A 16,433-nucleotide genomic window follows, 5' to 3' on the forward strand; every position below is an offset into this window, starting at 1 on the left:
GCTGGGGCAGGGTTACGTCGGGACTGGTCGGTGATGGAGGCAGCTCAGTCGGAAGATGGGCCAGCGCCTGGTCGGGCGCATGATCAAAGACTTGAGGTGGAAGTGTCGATGGTCTTGCCATTGCAAACTCCCTGTCTCTCGGAACGTCGGATCTGGCCGACCGCTAAACTTTAGCTCTGATTATTATTGCCTACCAGCCGCCCGTCAGCGGCGCAGCAACCATTACGCCGGCCGGGCGTTCATCCAGCGTTCATCAACCTCCTCAACAAGCCGATGGGCCGCCGGTGGAATCCGGCGGCCCCTCAATGGATCATAAGAGCTACCGCGATTGCGAACGCAGACAGGCAGGCTGCGGCCAAACTCATGAGCGTAATGGCAATAGGTCTAGGCATAACGATAGCTCTAGGCATAGCGATTCAACACCATGTTCCAGCAAAAGTTGCCGGGAGAGCGGGCGCTTAGTTCGCTGGCCGCAGCCAGCTCTTGATCCAGCCAGCGGCGCTGCTGGTCTTGATCGGATCGGGATGAATCGTCGCGATCAAGCGATCGGATTGCCATAACTCAATGGAATTGCGGTCTACTAAGGATTTGGCCCGTTCCTTGGCAGCGTTTTCGTCAGCGCAGCAAAGATCAATCCGCTGTTCGATATGGCCATCATCGCCGATGATGTAGGCCTGATAATCACGCATTTGGCGACCTCCTGTCGCCCAAACCGACTAAGCTCCCTAATTTGGCTGCGAGTCCTTCGGAATTCCATCACCCTTTCCAGAAACACCCGGGATTACTCCGGTAGTTGCGAACACGTTGCGACGCCGAAGCGAAGTTTCAGCTATGCGCCCGGTGCAGGGGTTACGGTCTGTCGTTGGAGCCGCGGCCCTCACCCGACTTGCTGCTCAAGTCGACTTCTCCCCGTCGGGGCGAGGTGGACCGAACCCGCGGTAAACCGCTTCAAGCTGGCTTAATCGCGCTCCAGGGAACGGTCCCACGGTCCGCCGGCAATCGGGGCTTTGCGATTTCGCCGCCTGGCTGCTATGGGAAACCCCATGTTTTCGCGGCGCATCATACGGATTAGCGGCCCGGCTTCCGCCTGAGCTCAAGGCTCGGCGCAAGACCGGGACCTTGCCGTTTCACCCGCGATTGATCGCGTATCCGCGCCCGCACCTGCCAAAATCAGAGCCTTCATGTCCGACAAGCCGCAAAAGACCGACGCCCAAAAGACTGACCTTAGGGACTATTCCAAGACCCTTTACCTGCCGCAGACGGATTTCCCGATGCGCGCCGGCCTGCCGCAGCGCGAGCCGGAAATCCTGAAATACTGGAACGAGATCGGCCTCTACACCAAGCTGCGCCAGAGCGCCGAGGGCCGCGCCAAGTTCGTGCTGCATGACGGCCCGCCCTATGCCAACGGCAACATCCATATCGGGCATGCACTGAACAAGATCCTCAAGGACGTCGTGACCAAGAGCCAGCAGATGCTCGGCTTCGACTCCAACTACGTGCCGGGCTGGGACTGCCACGGCCTGCCGATCGAATGGAAGATCGAGGAGGAGAACTACCGCTCCAAGGGCAAGCAGAAGCCCGACTTCCGCGACTCCGCCGCGATGGTGGCGTTCCGCAAGGAATGCCGCGCCTATGCGACGCACTGGATCAACGTGCAGCGCGAGGAGTTCAAGCGGCTCGGCATCATCGGCGACTGGGACCATCCCTACGAGACCATGACCTATCCGGCGGAAGCCGCGATCGCGCGCGAACTGATGAAGTTCGCCGCCAACGGCACGCTGTATCGCGGCTCCAAGCCGGTGATGTGGAGCGTGGTCGAGAAGACCGCGCTCGCCGAGGCCGAGGTCGAGTACGAGGATTACACCTCGGACATGGTGTGGGTGAAATTCCCGGTCACCTCGCCTGCGCATGGCGCGCTCGCCAATGCCTCGGTCGTGATCTGGACCACCACCCCGTGGACGCTGCCCGGCAACCGCGCCATCTCGTTCTCGCCGAAGATCGCCTACGGCCTCTACAAGGTGACGGATGCGCCGGCGGACAATTGGGCGAAAACCGGCGACCTGCTGATCCTCGCCGATGCGCTCGCCGCCGAAGTGTTCAAGCAGGCGCGCGTCACGGCTTTCGAGAAGGTGCGCGACATCCCCGGCGACACGCTGGACGCCGTCGAGTGCGCCCATCCGCTGCGCGGCCTCAGTGGCGGCTACGAATTCACCGTGCCGCTGCTCGCGGGCGACCACGTCACCGACGACACCGGCACCGGCTTCGTGCACACCGCGCCCGGCCACGGCCGCGAGGACTTCGACGTCTGGATGACCAATGCGCGCGAGCTTGACGCGCGCGGCATCCCGACCGCGATCCCCTACACGGTGGACGAAAACGGCGCCTTCACAATCCACGCCCCCGGCTTCACCGGCAGGCGCGTGATCACCGACAAGGGCGAGAAGGGCGACGCCAACGAGGCCGTGATCAAGGCGCTGATCGAGAAAGGCATGCTGCTGGCGCGCGGCCGGCTCAAGCACCAGTACCCGCATTCCTGGCGCTCCAAGAAGCCGGTGATCTTCCGCAACACGCCGCAATGGTTCATCGCGATGGACAAGCCCATCGCGGATAACGGTCATGCCAAGAAGGGCGACACGCTGCGCGCCCGCGCGCTGCACGCGATCTCGGTGACGCGATGGGTGCCGCCGGCCGGCGAAAACCGCATCAACGGCATGATCGCCAATCGTCCCGACTGGGTGATCTCGCGCCAGCGCGCCTGGGGCGTGCCGATCGCCGTGTTCGTGCGCGAGAAGGGCGACGGCTCGGCCGAGATCCTGCAGGACGAGGTGGTCAACCAGCGCATCACCGAAGCCTTCATGGAGGAAGGCGCCGACGCCTGGTACATGGACGGCGCCCGCGAGCGCTTCCTCGGCGAGCGCGCGTCCGAGGACTGGAAGAAGGTCGACGACATCTGCGACGTCTGGTTCGATTCCGGCTCCACGCATGCCTTCGTGCTGGAAGACCGCCAGAACTTTCCGCAGCTCGGCAACATCGTCCGCAAGATCGATGGCGGCGACGACACCGTGATGTATCTTGAGGGCAGCGACCAGCACCGCGGCTGGTTCCACTCCTCGCTGCTGGAGAGCGCCGGCACCCGCGGCCGCGCGCCCTACGACATCGTGCTGACCCACGGCTTCACGCTCGACGAGAACGGCCGCAAGATGTCGAAGTCGCTCGGCAACACCGTCGAGCCGCAGAAGGTGATCAAGGATTCCGGCGCCGACATCCTGCGGCTGTGGGTCTGCGCCACCGACTATGCCGACGACCAGCGCATCGGGCCCGAAATCCTCAAGAACACCATCGAGACCTATCGCAAGCTGCGCAACTCGATCCGCTGGATGCTCGGCACGCTGCATCACTTCAAGCAAGCCGAGAAGGTTGCCGCTGCCGAGATGCCCGAGCTCGAGCGGCTGATGCTGCACGAACTGGCCGGCCATGCCGAGACCATCCGCAAGGCCTATGCCGATTTCGACTACAAGACCGTGGTCGCGAGCCTTGCGGCATTCATGAACTCCGAGCTGTCGGCGTTCTATTTCGACATCCGCAAGGACACGCTGTATTGCGATCCGCCGTCCTCGGTGGCGCGCAAGGCGGCGCTGACCACGATCGACTTGCTGTGCGATTCGATCCTGAAATGGCTGGCGCCGATCCTGAGCTTCACGTCAGACGAAGCCTGGCGGATGTACCGGCCGGGCGCCGAGCCCTCGGTGCACCTCACTTTGTTCCCCGAGGGTCTCGCGCAGTTCCGCGATGATGCCCTCGCCGCGAAGTGGGAGAGGATCCGCGATGTCCGCCGCGTCGTCACCGGCGCGCTGGAGCCGGAACGCGCCGCCAAGAATATCGGCTCGTCGCTGGAGGCCTCGCCGGTGATCTACATCGCCGACCGGGCCATGCTGGCGACGCTGTTCGACGTCGATCTCGCCGAGATCTGCATCACCTCGAGCTACGAGGTGCGCGAGGGCGAGGCGCCGGCGGGCGCGTTCCGTCTCGATGGCGTGCCCGGCGTTGCCGTGGTGGTCGAGAAGGCGGTCGGCATCAAATGCGCGCGCTCGTGGAAGATCCTGCCCACGGTCGGCGAGGACCCCGAGTATCCCGATGTCTCGCCGCGTGACGCACAAGCGCTGCGGGAGTGGAAGGCGCTGGGGGTCACGGCTTGAGCTCTCCCGTGCGCGCCGGCGTACTGGCGGCGGTCGTCACCCTGATCGCCGACCAGGCCTCGAAACTCTGGCTGCTCTACGTGCTGGAAATCGCTCGCCACGCCCCCGTACGGGTGACGCCGTTCTTCGACCTGGTGCTGGCCTGGAACCCCGGGATCAGCTTTGGCTGGTTCCAGAGCGAGAGCCCGGCGGCCCAGATCGCCCTGATGGTGATCAAGGCGGCCGCCGTGATCGCGCTCGCGATCTGGATGGCGCGGTCGCGGACCTGGCTCGCCACGGTGTCGCTCGGCCTGATCATCGGCGGCGCCATCGGCAACGGGATCGACCGCTTCGCCTACGGCGCGGTGGTCGATTTTGCCCTGTTTCATATCGAGATCGGCGAAAAAACCTTCAGCTGGTACGTGTTTAACCTTGCCGACGTGGCCATCGTTGCCGGTGTGGCGGCGCTCCTGTATGATTCCCTCTTGGGGGCACCCGCCGCAAAAGCGCCCTGATCCCGGCCGATAGGAGCCGGTCGGCGGTCGACCTGCGTCCGGCGGAACTGTGCCTAAGCCAGTGACCGCCTTGCGGAATTTCTGAAATGGGGATGGCGCGATGCGCACTACCAAAGCCCGCTTTTACCTGATCGAGACGTCCCGACCGGCGCTGCAGCGCGGCCTGCGCCTGGCGTTTGTCGCGGCCGGTATCGGCCTCGTCATGACGGCGGGCCCGGTGCGTGCCGGCGACGACGATGACGACGACGGCCTGACCTTCGAAGAGCGGATCGTCGACAATTTGATGACCGGCCTCGGCGCCAAGAGCGCGGCCAGCAAGGGCATCGATTACCGCGAGCGCTCGCCGCTGGTGGTGCCGCCGAAGCTCGACCTGCCGCCGCCGGCTTCCGCCGCCAAGGCCGACGCACCGAACTGGCCGAAGGATCCCGATGTCGCCAAGCGCAAGGCTGCAATCGAGGCGCGCAAGAAGGAAGTCAAGAAGGAGCACTGGCAGCAGGCCATGCCGCTGACCCCGGCCGAGATCGAGGCCGGCCGCAAGCAGCAGACCGCGACCAACAGCAAGGACCCGATCGAGCCCGGCGTCACCACCAATCCCTCGCTGATGCCGAACCAGCTCGGCTACAGCGGCGGCCTGCTCGGCATGTTCAAGGGCAACAGCAGCGAGTCCTCGCCGTTCAAGGGTGAGCCGCCGCGTGCAACCCTGACCGAGCCGCCCCCCGGCTACCAGACGCCGTCGTCGAATTTTGCCTATGGCACGGGCCCGATGAAGCCGCTGGTCAGGGAAGGCGAATACGACATCCAGACCGGCAAGCCGGTGCAGTAGGGTCGGCCGCCGCGCATGGTCCGGAACCCGGAGGGCCGCGTTGACGCCAAGCGCGACGCGGTGTTCCGAAAACACCATGCTCGAACAAAGAACTACATGAGCAAAGCTTAATGCGGGGCGGCTCACGTCTCTCCGCTTCGTGACCTCCGGCACGGGAACGACCGTGTACGATGCCGCGTCTCCTGCCCCGGCCATGTCCGGGCTTTCATAAGGATAGTGATGTCCGCACGCCGATCGATCGCACTTTTCATTGCCGCATTTGTTTCCACGATCCCGCTGTCGGCCGGCAGCCTCCGCGCCCAGACCACCGTCACCTCGGAACGCCCCGCCAGCTTCACGCTCGACAACGGCCTGCAGGTCGTGGTGATCCCCGATCACCGCACGCCGGTCGTCACCCAGATGATCTGGTACAAGGTCGGCTCCGCCGACGAGACGCCCGGCAAGTCCGGGCTGGCGCATTTCCTCGAGCACCTGATGTTCAAGGGCACCGCCAGGCACCCGGCCGGCGAGTTCTCGCAGACCGTGCTGCGGGTCGGCGGCAACGAGAACGCGTTCACCTCGGTCGACTACACCGGCTATTTCCAGCGCGTGCCGCGCGAGCAGCTCGCCACCATGATGGAGTTCGAGGCCGACCGCATGACCGGCCTGATCCTCAAGGACGAGAACGTGCTGCCCGAGCGCGACGTCGTGCTCGAAGAGTTCAACATGCGCGTTGCAAACAATCCGGACGCTCGGCTGACCGAGCAGATCATGGCCGCGCTCTATCTCAACCACCCCTACGGCCGCCCGGTGATCGGCTGGCACCAGGAGATCGAGAAGCTCGACCGCGAGGACGCGCTCGCCTTCTACAAGCGCTTCTACGCGCCGAACAACGCGATCCTGGTGATCGCCGGCGACGTCGAGCTCAAGGATGTCCAGCCGCTGGTGGAGAAGAATTTCAGCCCGATCCCGGCGCAGCGCGCGATCCCCGAGAAGCGCGTGCGGCCGCAGGAGCCGACGCCGGCCGCGCCGCGCACCGTGACGCTGTCGGATCCGCGCGTCGAGCAGCCCGGGCTGCGCCGCTATTATCTGGTGCCCTCGGCGACCACGGCGGCGGCAGGCGAGAGCCAGGCGCTCGACGTGCTCGCGCAATTGATGGGCGGCGGCGCCAACTCCTATCTCTACCGCTCGCTGGTGATCGACAAGGGTCTCGCGATCTCGGCCGGCGCCGGCTATCAGGGCACCGCGCTCGATCCGTCGCAATTCTCGATCTCGGTGACGCCGAAGCCCGGCGTCGAGTTCGCGCAGATCGAGGATGCGATCGACAAGGTGATCGCCGACCTCGCGCAGAACACCGCGCGCGCCGAGGACCTCGAACGGGTCAAGACCCAGCTGATTGCCGAAGCGATCTACGCCCAGGACAACCAGGCGACGCTGGCGCGCTGGTACGGCGGCGCGCTGACCACCGGGCTCAGCATCGAAGACATCCGGAGCTGGCCCGATCGAATCCGCGCCGTCACCGCCGAGCAGGTGCGATCCGCCGCGGCGACCTGGCTGGACAAGAAGCGGTCGGTGACCGGTTATTTGATCAAGGATACTGCGCCGAAACGCGAGGAGAAGCGCTCGTGATCTATTCCCTCACCCGCCGCACTCTCACGCGTCGCACAATGCTGATCGGCGGCGCCTGCGCCACGCTGCTGGCGCTGTCCACCGCGCCCTCGCAGGCCGCGGCCAAGATCCAGCGGCTGGTGTCGCCCGGCGGCATCGAGGCCTGGTTCGTGCAGGATGCGACCGTGCCATTGATCGCGATGGAATATGCCTTCGGCGGCGGCGCCAGCCAGGATCCGCCCGGCAAGCCCGGCGTCGGCAATATGGTCGCCGACCTGCTCGACGAAGGCTCCGGCGATCTCGATTCCAAATCCTACCATGAGCGGTTGGAGCGTCGCGCCATCGAGCTCTCGTTCCAGTCGACCCGCGATCAATTCCGCGGCTCGCTGCGCATGCTCAAGGACAACAAGGACGAAGCCTACGACCTGCTGCGCATGGCGCTGACCTCGCCGCGATTCGAGCCCAAGGACGTCGAGCGCATCCGCGCCCAGGTGATCGCGAATCTGCGCCGCGAATCGACCAATCCGTCGTCGCTGGCCGGCCGCAAGTTCCTCGAGCTCGCATTCGGCGATCATCCCTATGGCCGCCCCGCGACCGGCACGCTCGACAGCGTGCCGAAGATCGAGATCGCGGACCTCAAGGACTATGCCCGCCGCAACATCGCCAGGGACACGCTGCGCATCGCCGTGGTCGGCGACGTCGACCCCGATACGCTCGGCAAGCTGCTCGACAAGACCTTTGGCGACCTGCCGGCCAAGGCCGAGCTGACGCCGGTCCCCGATATCGTCGCGGCCAAGCCGCCGCAGCGCGCCTTCATCCCGCTCGACGTGCCGCAGACCGTCGTCACCTTCGGCGGCCCCGGCATCAACAGGCACGATCCCGACTTCATGGCGGCCTATGTGGTGAACCACATCGTCGGCGGCGGCGGGCTGTCGTCGCGGCTCTACAAGGAAGTGCGCGAGAAGCGCGGCCTCGCCTACTCGATCTATGAGGCGCTGCTCTGGATGGATCACTCCGCGCTGTTCATCGGCAACACCGGCACCCGCGCCGACCGCGCCGGCGAGACGGTTGACGCGATCAACGCGGAAATCCGCCGCATCGCCGACGAAGGCCCGACCCAGAAGGAGCTCGACGAGGCGAAGTCGTATCTGAAGGGCTCGCAGATGCTGGCGCTCGATACCTCCTCGAAGCTGGCGCAGGCGATGCTGCAGTACCAGCTCGACAGGCTGCCGATCGACTACATCGAGAAGCGCAACGCCATCGTCGACGCGGTGACGCTCGACGATGCCAAGCGGGTCGCCAGGAAGCTGTGGGGCGACGGCCTGCTCACCGCCATCGTCGGCCGCACCCCGCAAGCCGCCGCGCAGCCGGTCTCGGCCCCGCCGAAGGCGAACTGAGGCGGGGCGCTGCTCAACGCAGTTTGTTGCGCATCCTACTCGCACCGCCGCTGTGGCCACCCCTCTCCCCAACCCTCCCCCGCAAGGGGGGAGGGAGCCTGAGTGGCGTGCTCACCTCACGTCGCATTGAGAATTGAGAGGCGTACTCACCTCACATCGTCAACAACTCCGACGCTCATTGTGGGCGGAATTAGTAATGGACGCACCGGCGGATGGGCTCCCTCCCCCCTTGCGGGGGAGGGTTGGGGAGAGGGGTGGCCGCGCACACCGGCCGCAGACGTAATCCAACGCTGCATCAACGCAGCACGCATCACGCAAACCCGCTACATTGCCCCCGCCGATTCCTCCTCACGCCGGTGCTGCCATGCTGCGGGTGTCCCGCGACCTCACGATCGACGAGAACGACATCGAGATCGTCTTTGTGCGCGCCTCGGGTCCGGGCGGGCAGAATGTCAACAAGGTCTCGACCGCGGCGCAGCTGCGCTTCGACACGCGCAAGATCGCCCTGCCGCCGGATGCCGCCGAGCGGCTGGTCCGCCTCGCCGGCAGCCGCATGACCAAGGACGGCGTGATCGTGATCCAGGCGTTTCGCTTCCGCACCCAGGAACGCAACAAGGCGGACGGGATCGAGCGCTTGCTCGAATTGCTGCGAGCCTCGCTGGTGCGGCCGACGCCGCGGCGGCCGACCAAGCCGACCTTCGGCTCCAAGCAGCGCCGGCTCGAGGGCAAGAAGCGCCGCAGCGACATCAAGGCGGGGCGCGGCGCCCGCCGCTTCGACGATTGAATCCGGGAAACGGATGCAGCGCGCGAGCGCTGCATCCGGCTATCGCGATCAATACTTCTTCATACCGGGCGCCGACTCGGACCCGGTCGATTTGCGCGTGCTGCTGCCGGCACCGACCGTGCCCTTGGCACCGCTCTTGGCGGCGACGCCGCCCTTGCCGGTCGCCGCGCCGCCCTGCGCGTTGAGTTCCTCGTCGGCACCGCCCGCCGGCGCGCCCTGTTGCATCGTGCCGCGGCCTTGCATGCCGGCGCCGGTCTGGCTCTGGGTCGACGTGCCCTGTGCCAGCACCGGGCCGGCGAGCAGTGCCGACGCAGCAAACGCGATCGCGAAAGTCTTCGCTAATTTCATCCATTGCTCCTGGATATGATTTGCGCGGGACGGTTCGGGGTTCCCGGCGCCGCCTGCTCCGGACCTGCCCCGTGCGCGGATTGATGATGTCGCAAACGGCGCCTGCGTCATGCAAGCTGCGTCGTGTGGAGATCGTGCAGGGTTTTCGCGGCCATTTCGCGGAATTGCGTTGCACATATGCGGCACGATCGCGCGCATGACCCGCACAGGCGCGAGCAGGTTTTCCGGAAAGCTCACATGCAAACAACGAGATGAGATCGCGACGCGATCTTGAGCGATCGCGTCATGATGTCCGGCTGCCATCTTCTTGTCGTCCCATCGACAAGGCGGCTTGCGGTTTGTTCTCGTGAAACAGCCGGCTACTACCACCGCCTGATAGCCGCGCCCTACAGTCCGTTCACGACGGGGAGCGAGCATGGCGATGCGGCGCGCAGGATGGAGCATCGGGCTGGGATGTTGCAGCGCGATGCTCGCGGTGCACATGACGGCGGCGCAGATGCCCTTGCCCGCCGCCAAGCCGCCCGACGGCGCGACGCTGTTCAAGCAGCAATGCGGAACCTGCCACACCACCAACACATCCGATCCGGTCCGGCAGGGACCGTCGCTCTATCAAATCGCCGGCCGCCACGCCGGCAAGGCCAGCGGCTTCAAATATTCCGCGGGCTTCGCCACGGCCGATTTCGTCTGGGACGACGCGCATCTCGATGCGTGGCTCGCCGATCCGCAAGCGGTGATCCCCGGCGCCGTGATGGCCTACCGGCAGGGCAAGGCGGAAACCCGCGCGCTGATCATCGCCTATCTGAAGGAGCTGAACTGAAATGGCGAAACTCGTGCATTCGATGATCCGCGTGCTCGATGAGGCCAAGGCGCTCGACTTCTATCACCGCGCGTTCGGCCTTGAGATCGCGGACAATCTGCGATTTGGCGATTTCGCGCTGATCTATCTGCGCCATCCGTCCTCGCCGTTCGAGGTCGAGCTCACGGTCAATTTCGATCGCAAGGAGCCCTATGCGCTCGGCGACGGCTACGGCCATCTCGCCGTCGTGGTCGACGATGTCGATGCCGAGCACGCGCGCTTCGAGGCGGAGAAGCTGTCGCCGGGGCCGCTGCGCGACTTCAAGCATGACGGCAAGACGCTGGCGCGCTTCTTCTTCGTCTCCGATCCCGACGGCTACAAGATCGAGGTGATCCAGCGCGGCGGGCGCTTCGGCTAATTCAATTGCAAAAATAATCTACGGAGGAAACCCATGAGAGAAATCGATCGACGCAGCAAGTATGACCGGCGCGTGTTTCTCAAAGGCGCAGCCGCAACCGCACCGGCGGTCGCGATCGCGACCTCGACCGGGCTCGGCATCACCGACGCCTGGGCTGAGGATGCCAAGACCTTGACGCCGGCGACGATGAAGACGCTGCTCAAGATGGCGCGCGACATCTATCCGCACGATTTCCTCGGCGACAGCTACTACATCGCGGCGGTGACGCCGTGGGACGGCAAGGCGGCGAAGGATCCGGCGGTCAAGACGCTGATCGTCGACGGCGTCGCGCGGCTCGACCAGGAGGCCAACGACCGCCACAAGATGCCCTACGTCCAGGTCGCCTGGGAGAACGACCGCGTCGCGCTGCTGCAGAAGATCGAGGCAAGCGCGTTCTTCCAGCAGGTCCGCGGCGACCTCATCGTCTCGCTCTACAACAACAAGGAGGTCTGGCCGCGGTTCGGCTACGAGGGCTCCTCCGCCGAGCATGGCGGCTACATCAAGCGCGGCTTTGCCGACATCGACTGGCTGTCGAAGGTCTGAAGCGGACAACGTCGGGAGGACACAATGGCAAAATTCGATCTGAATGACAGCGGCGTTGTCGTGATCGTCGGCTCCGGCGCCGGCGGCGGAACGCTCGGCAACGAGCTGGCACAGAAGGGCGTCAAGGTCGTGATCCTGGAAGCCGGCCCGCGCATCGAGAACCAGGATTTCATCAACGACGAATGGGACAGCTTTAGCCAGCTCGCCTGGTCGGACATGCGCACCACCTCGGGAAGCTGGCGCGTCGCCCATGACTTTCCGAGCATTCCGGCCTGGATCGTCAAGGCGGTCGGCGGCTCCACCGTGCACTGGGCCGGCGCCTCGCTGCGCTTCGACGAGCACGAGTTCAAGATCAAGTCGGCCTATGGCGGCATCCCCGGTGCCAATCTGATTGACTGGCCGATCACGCTCGCCGAGATGGAGCCGTGGTACGCCAAGGCCGAGGACAAGATGGGCGTCACCCGCACCAACGGCATCCCCGGCCTGCCCGGCAACAACAACTTCAAGGTCATGGAGGCCGGCGCCAGGAAGCTCGGCTACAAGGAAGTCCACACCGGACGGATGGCGATCAACAGCGAGCCGCGCGACGGCCGCGGCTCCTGCCAGCAGATCGGCTTCTGCTTCCAGGGCTGCAAGTCCGGCGCCAAATGGTCGACGCTCTACAGCGAGATCCCGAAGGGCGAAGCCACCGGCAATCTCGAAGTGCGCCCGGGCAGCATGGTGATCAAGATCGAGCATGATCCATCCGGTAAGGTCACCGGCGTGGTCTATGCCGACGCGACCGGCGCGATGCAGCGCCAGAAGGCGCGCGTGGTCGCGGTCGCCGGCAATTCGATCGAGAGCCCGCGGCTGCTGCTCAACAGCGCCTCCAGCATGTTCCCGGATGGCCTCGCCAACTCGTCCGGCCAGGTCGGCCGCAACTACATGCGGCACATGACCGGCAGCGTGTATGCGACCTTCGAGAAGTCGGTGCACATGTATCGCGGCACCACCATGGCCGGCATCATCCGCGACGAGGCGCGGAACGATCCGAAGCGCGGCTTCGTCGGCGGCTACGAGATGGAGACGCTGTCGCTCGGCCTGCCGTTCATGGCGGCGTTTCTCAATCCCGGCGCCTGGGGCCGCTCCTTCACCAGCGCGATGGAAGGCTATCCGCGAATGGCCGGCATGTGGCTGGTCGGCGAGGACATGCCGCAGGAGACCAACCGGATCACGCTCGACCCGAAGATCAAGGACAAGTTCGGCATGGCGGTCGCCAGCGTGCATTTCGACGATCATCCGAACGACGTCGCGATGCGCGATCACGCCTACAGACAGGGCGCCGCGGTGTATGAGGCGGTCGGCGCCACCGTCACCTATCCGACGCCGCCCTATCCGAGCACCCACAACATGGGCACCAACCGGATGAGCGAGAAGCCGCGCGACGGCGTCTGCAACAAGTTCGGTCAGACCCACGACATCAAGAACCTGTTCATCTCGGACGGCAGCCAGTTCACCTCGGGCGCGGCCTGCAATCCGACCTTGACCATCGTGTCGCTGGCGATCCGCCAGGCCGACCACATCGCCGGCGCGATGCAGCGCAAGGAGATCTGATCTTTCGGTGTGGCAGGGCCGCCGAACCTGGCTCCGTCATTGCGAGGAGCGATAGCGACGAAGCAATCCATCGGTCCGCATAGGCGGTGAGATGGATTGCTTCGCTTCGCTCGCAATGACGGGAATTCCGCTTGAGACAGCTATTCCTTGCGGGATTGACCGATCCTACTCGGCCGCGTCCATGATCGCGGCGGCGCTGTCGCGATACTCCGGCACGCTCGCCGGCGCATTCGCCTTGGCGCGATAGATCAAACAGGAGCAGCGCAGCAGCGAGGCGAAATTGTTGACCTCGCCATGATGGTCCAGCACCTCGTTGTGCAGAGTGGTGAGGAACTTGGCCAGGGTCATGCCTTCCTTGGCCGCGATCTCCTCCAGCGTATCCCAGAACGACATTTCCAGCCGGATCGAGGTGCAATGGCCGTCGATCCGCAGCGATCTGGTTTGCGATTCATAATCGCGTTGCGGCTGATGCGCGAACAAATGGCACATGGGGCTCCTCCGGCGAGAACTTATAGTTTTTCTAAACGATATACCGCCGCGTGCAGCCCCACAATAGCACGGCGCCAGTGGCCCGCCGCCGAAGCCCCAGCATCTTCAAGGCGATAGGCCTGCAATCCCCAGCCGGGCGCGGACCCACGTCCCAGCCCATGCATTTGCCCGCTTGGCCCTCTAGAATGACGTTCCGTTCCGAATCATCGCCCCGACACGTGTCCATGCCCGTCCGCCAGCTTCCCGAACAGGTCGTCAACCGCATCGCCGCCGGCGAGGTGGTCGAACGTCCTGCCAGCGTGGTCAAGGAGCTGGTCGAGAATGCGATCGACGCCGGGGCCAGCCGGATCGACATCTTCACCGACGGCGGCGGCCGGCGCCGGATCGGCATCACCGATGACGGCAGCGGCATGACGCGCGCCGACCTCGCGCTCGCGGTCGACCGCCATGCCACCTCGAAGCTCGACGACGAGGATCTGCTGCGCATCAGGACGCTCGGTTTCCGTGGCGAGGCGCTGCCCTCGATCGGCGCGGTGGCCAAGCTCGGCATCACCACGCGCCACGCCAGCGAGCCGCATGCCTGGTCGCTGTCGGTCGAAGGCGGCACCAAATCCGACATCATGCCGGCCGCGCTCGGCCAGGGCACCCGCGTCGAGGTCAACGATCTCTTCTACGCCACGCCGGCGCGGCTGAAATTTCTGAAGACCGACCGCACCGAGGCCGAGGCGATCCGCGAGGTGGTGCGGCGGCTGGCGATGGCGCGGCCCGACGTCGCCTTCACCCTGGCCGGCGAGGAGCGCGCGCCGGTGACCTGGGCCGCGGCGCTGCCCGGCGCCGCCGGCCGGCTGACCCGGCTCGGCGACATCCTCGGCGCCGATTTCCGCGGCTCGGCGATCGAGGTGCGTTCGGAGCGGGAAGGCGTCGTGGTCGAGGGCTTTGCCGCCGCGCCGTCGCTGACCCGCGCCAACGCGCTTGGGCAATATCTGTTCGTCAACGGCCGCCCGGTGCGCGACAAGCTGATCCTCGGGGCGGTGCGCGCGGCCTATTCCGACTATCTGCCGCGCGACCGCCATCCGGTCGTGGCGCTGTTCGTGAGCTGTCCGCCGCAGGAGGTCGACGCCAATGTGCATCCGGCCAAGACCGAGGTGCGCTTCCGCAACGCCGGCCTGGTGCGCGCGCTGATCGTGCACGCCCTGAAGGAGGGCCTCGCCCGCGAAGGCCGGCGCACCGCGGCCAACACCGCCGACGGCGCGACGCTGTCGGCCTTCCGCCCTGCCTTCACGCCGCCGCCGCGCCCGGGCAATTGGGACTGGCGCAGCTCGCCGACCTTCCCGGTCAATCCGGCGCGCGCGTTCGACGGTGCGGCAACCGCGTTCGCCGAACCCGGCCAGGCCGCGTTCGATGTCGGCGCGCCGACCGCCGACGTGCGCTTCGAGGCGGCGCCGTCGCCCGACCTGCTCGACCGTCCGCTCGGCGCCGCGCGCACGCAGATTCACGAGACCTACATCGTCGCGCAGACCCGCGACGGGCTGATCGTGGTCGACCAGCACGCCGCGCATGAGCGCATCGTCTACGAGAAGCTGAAGGCCTCGCTGGCGAAGAACGGCGTGCAGCGGCAGATCCTCCTGATCCCCGAGATCGTCGAGCTCGACGAAGCCACCGTGGAAAAACTGCACGATCGCGCCGAGGAGCTGGCGTCGTTCGGGCTCGCGATCGATTCCTTCGGCCCCGGCGCGATCGCGGTGCGCGAGACGCCGTCGCTGCTCGGCAAGGCCAATGCCGCCGGCCTGCTGCGCGACCTCGCCGAGCACATGGCGGAGTGGGACGAGGCGCTGCCGCTGGAGCGCCGCCTGATGCACGTCGCCGCCACCATGGCCTGCCACGGCTCGGTCCGCGCCGGCCGCCGCCTCAAGCCGGAAGAGATGAACGCGCTGCTGCGCGAGATGGAAGACACCCCGAATTCCGGCCAGTGCAACCACGGCCGCCCGACCTATGTCGAGTTGAAGCTGAGCGATATCGAGAAGCTGTTCGGGCGGCGGTAACTCCGCAAACTCAGTGTCATCGCCCGGCTCGACCGGGCGATCCAGTACGTCGCGGCCTCTCGGCTCAATAACTACTGCCTCTGGAATACCGGATCACCCGCCTGCGCGGGCGATGACAGCGAATAAGCTGTTTGGCACTTGAATCAGACCAACCCGTCATCCTGAGGTGCGAGCCTCTTCGGCGAGCCTCGAAGGATGCACGGCCCGGCCGGTGGCCGTCGATCCTTCGAGGCTCGCAAGAGCTTGCACCTCAGGATGACGGGACTTATCGCAGCGCGCGTATGCACATCCACCCGTCATCGCCCGGCTCGGCCGGGCGAGTGACGATGTCACGCGCTCCGCAGAAACACGAACTCGGTGTCGTCATAGGCGCGGCGCTCGAGCTCCTCGAAACCCTCGGGCGCCGCGAATGCTGCGGCCTTCGCCTCCTCCACCACCAGCAATGCGCCCGGTGTCAGCCAGCCGCCATCGCGCAGCGAGGCGAGCGCCTTGTCGGCGAGACCCTTGCCGTAGGGCGGATCGAGAAACACCAGGGCGAAGGGCTCGACCGGATGCGCAGGTCCGAGATCGGTGGCATCGCGGCGATAGACCTTTGTCACGCCGCCGAGCCCGAGCGATTCGACATTGTTGCGCAACAATGCCCGCGCCTCGGCACCATTGTCGACGAACAGCGTGAATTTTGCGCCGCGCGAGACCGCCTCGATGCCGAGCGCGCCGGTGCCGGCAAACAGATCGAGCACCCGCGCATCCTCAATCGGATTGTCGTAGGCATGAATCAGGATGTTGAACACGGACTCGCGCAAGCGGTCCGCGGTCGGCCGGATCTCGCGCCCCGATGGCGAGGCGAGATTGCGGCCCTTCAGCCTGCCCCCGACGACACGCAT

At 65.8% G+C, this 16,433-nt stretch carries 15 protein-coding genes; 11 read left to right on the forward strand and 4 right to left on the reverse strand.

Annotated elements, in window-relative coordinates; genetic code table 11:
- Positions 1 to 458: 458 nt before the first annotated feature.
- Positions 459 to 689 carry a hypothetical protein gene (locus tag CI41S_RS34245; RefSeq protein WP_139863420.1) on the reverse strand — a complete coding sequence of 77 codons (231 nt, stop codon included), beginning with the start codon at positions 687 to 689 and terminating at the stop codon, positions 459 to 461.
- Between the two features lie 492 nt (positions 690 to 1,181).
- Between CI41S_RS34245 and ileS the strand changes: the two genes are divergently transcribed.
- The 6 genes from ileS to arfB all read left to right on the forward strand — a co-directional run bounded on the left by ileS (position 1,182) and on the right by arfB (position 9,281).
- Positions 1,182 to 4,196: an isoleucine--tRNA ligase gene (gene ileS / locus CI41S_RS34250; protein ID WP_139863421.1), complete on the forward strand. Its 3,015-nt coding sequence runs from the start codon at positions 1,182 to 1,184 to the stop codon at positions 4,194 to 4,196.
- Positions 4,193 to 4,690, forward strand: a complete 498-nt coding sequence (lspA, locus tag CI41S_RS34255; RefSeq protein WP_172628294.1) for a signal peptidase II — start codon at positions 4,193 to 4,195, stop codon at positions 4,688 to 4,690. The genes ileS and lspA overlap by 4 nt, the downstream gene beginning before the upstream one ends.
- Before the next feature lie 100 nt (positions 4,691 to 4,790).
- Complete coding sequence (locus tag CI41S_RS34260) at positions 4,791 to 5,513, forward strand: hypothetical protein (RefSeq protein WP_139863423.1); 723 nt, start codon at positions 4,791 to 4,793, stop codon at positions 5,511 to 5,513.
- 219 nt (positions 5,514 to 5,732) lie between these two features.
- Positions 5,733 to 7,121 (forward strand): M16 family metallopeptidase, encoded by a 1,389-nt coding sequence (locus CI41S_RS34265; protein WP_139863424.1) that lies wholly within the window; start codon positions 5,733 to 5,735, stop codon positions 7,119 to 7,121.
- A 38-nt stretch (positions 7,122 to 7,159) separates the two neighbouring features.
- Positions 7,160 to 8,497: a M16 family metallopeptidase gene (locus CI41S_RS34270; RefSeq protein ID WP_172628308.1), complete on the forward strand. Its 1,338-nt coding sequence runs from the start codon at positions 7,160 to 7,162 to the stop codon at positions 8,495 to 8,497.
- Positions 8,498 to 8,861: 364 nt separating this feature from the next.
- On the forward strand, positions 8,862 to 9,281 hold the full coding sequence (gene arfB / locus CI41S_RS34275) for an alternative ribosome rescue aminoacyl-tRNA hydrolase ArfB (protein WP_139480959.1): 420 nt from the start codon (positions 8,862 to 8,864) through the stop codon (positions 9,279 to 9,281).
- Between the two features lie 48 nt (positions 9,282 to 9,329).
- On the opposite strand, the gene CI41S_RS34280 is transcribed toward arfB, so the two are convergent.
- On the reverse strand, positions 9,330 to 9,629 hold the full coding sequence (locus CI41S_RS34280) for a hypothetical protein (RefSeq protein ID WP_139480960.1): 300 nt from the start codon (positions 9,627 to 9,629) through the stop codon (positions 9,330 to 9,332).
- A 496-nt stretch (positions 9,630 to 10,125) separates the two neighbouring features.
- Between CI41S_RS34280 and CI41S_RS34285 the strand changes: the two genes are divergently transcribed.
- Genes CI41S_RS34285 through CI41S_RS34300 form a run of 4 tightly spaced genes read left to right on the forward strand, consistent with a single transcriptional unit; the run spans position 10,126 to position 13,018 of the window.
- Positions 10,126 to 10,446: a c-type cytochrome gene (locus CI41S_RS34285; RefSeq protein WP_347339279.1), complete on the forward strand. Its 321-nt coding sequence runs from the start codon at positions 10,126 to 10,128 to the stop codon at positions 10,444 to 10,446.
- Between the two features lies 1 nt (position 10,447).
- Entirely contained in the window at positions 10,448 to 10,843 is a 396-nt protein-coding gene (locus tag CI41S_RS34290; protein ID WP_139863425.1) for a VOC family protein, read from the forward strand.
- 33 nt (positions 10,844 to 10,876) lie between these two features.
- Positions 10,877 to 11,425, forward strand: coding sequence for a gluconate 2-dehydrogenase subunit 3 family protein (locus tag CI41S_RS34295; RefSeq protein WP_139863426.1), 549 nt, complete (start codon positions 10,877 to 10,879; stop codon positions 11,423 to 11,425).
- 24 nt (positions 11,426 to 11,449) lie between these two features.
- Positions 11,450 to 13,018: a GMC family oxidoreductase gene (locus CI41S_RS34300; RefSeq protein WP_139863427.1), complete on the forward strand. Its 1,569-nt coding sequence runs from the start codon at positions 11,450 to 11,452 to the stop codon at positions 13,016 to 13,018.
- 165 nt (positions 13,019 to 13,183) lie between these two features.
- On the opposite strand, the gene CI41S_RS34305 is transcribed toward CI41S_RS34300, so the two are convergent.
- Positions 13,184 to 13,507: a ribbon-helix-helix domain-containing protein gene (locus tag CI41S_RS34305; protein WP_139863428.1), complete on the reverse strand. Its 324-nt coding sequence runs from the start codon at positions 13,505 to 13,507 to the stop codon at positions 13,184 to 13,186.
- A gap of 224 nt (positions 13,508 to 13,731) precedes the next feature.
- Between CI41S_RS34305 and mutL the strand changes: the two genes are divergently transcribed.
- The gene (gene mutL / locus CI41S_RS34310) at positions 13,732 to 15,549 is read left to right on the forward strand and encodes a DNA mismatch repair endonuclease MutL (protein ID WP_139863429.1); all 1,818 of its coding nucleotides are present in this window, start codon (positions 13,732 to 13,734) and stop codon (positions 15,547 to 15,549) included.
- Positions 15,550 to 15,878: 329 nt separating this feature from the next.
- Here the strand turns inward: mutL and rsmD are convergent, their stop codons facing one another.
- The gene (gene rsmD / locus CI41S_RS34315) at positions 15,879 to 16,433 is read right to left on the reverse strand and encodes a 16S rRNA (guanine(966)-N(2))-methyltransferase RsmD (protein ID WP_139480966.1); all 555 of its coding nucleotides are present in this window, start codon (positions 16,431 to 16,433) and stop codon (positions 15,879 to 15,881) included.

The sequence above is a fragment of the Bradyrhizobium ivorense genome (assembly GCF_900696085.1).
GTDB classification, from domain to species: Bacteria; Pseudomonadota; Alphaproteobacteria; order Rhizobiales; family Xanthobacteraceae; genus Bradyrhizobium; species Bradyrhizobium ivorense.

Bases quoted from the DNA above. Each gene is read 5' to 3' on its own strand.
- mutL (WP_139863429.1), top strand. From the start codon at position 13,732: ATGCCCGTCCGCCAGCTTCCCGAACAGGTCGTCAACCGCATCGCCGCC.
- CI41S_RS34265 (WP_139863424.1), top strand. From the start codon at position 5,733: ATGTCCGCACGCCGATCGATCGCACTTTTCATTGCCGCATTTGTTTCC.
- CI41S_RS34260 (WP_139863423.1), top strand. From the start codon at position 4,791: ATGCGCACTACCAAAGCCCGCTTTTACCTGATCGAGACGTCCCGACCG.
- CI41S_RS34305 (WP_139863428.1), bottom strand. From the start codon at position 13,507: ATGTGCCATTTGTTCGCGCATCAGCCGCAACGCGATTATGAATCGCAA.
- CI41S_RS34300 (WP_139863427.1), top strand. From the start codon at position 11,450: ATGGCAAAATTCGATCTGAATGACAGCGGCGTTGTCGTGATCGTCGGC.
- CI41S_RS34270 (WP_172628308.1), top strand. From the start codon at position 7,160: ATGCTGATCGGCGGCGCCTGCGCCACGCTGCTGGCGCTGTCCACCGCG.
- CI41S_RS34285 (WP_347339279.1), top strand. From the start codon at position 10,126: ATGCCCTTGCCCGCCGCCAAGCCGCCCGACGGCGCGACGCTGTTCAAG.
- ileS (WP_139863421.1), top strand. From the start codon at position 1,182: ATGTCCGACAAGCCGCAAAAGACCGACGCCCAAAAGACTGACCTTAGG.
- CI41S_RS34245 (WP_139863420.1), bottom strand. From the start codon at position 689: ATGCGTGATTATCAGGCCTACATCATCGGCGATGATGGCCATATCGAA.
- rsmD (WP_139480966.1), bottom strand. From the start codon at position 16,433: ATGCGTGTCGTCGGGGGCAGGCTGAAGGGCCGCAATCTCGCCTCGCCA.
- CI41S_RS34290 (WP_139863425.1), top strand. From the start codon at position 10,448: ATGGCGAAACTCGTGCATTCGATGATCCGCGTGCTCGATGAGGCCAAG.
- arfB (WP_139480959.1), top strand. From the start codon at position 8,862: ATGCTGCGGGTGTCCCGCGACCTCACGATCGACGAGAACGACATCGAG.
- CI41S_RS34295 (WP_139863426.1), top strand. From the start codon at position 10,877: ATGAGAGAAATCGATCGACGCAGCAAGTATGACCGGCGCGTGTTTCTC.
- CI41S_RS34280 (WP_139480960.1), bottom strand. From the start codon at position 9,629: ATGAAATTAGCGAAGACTTTCGCGATCGCGTTTGCTGCGTCGGCACTG.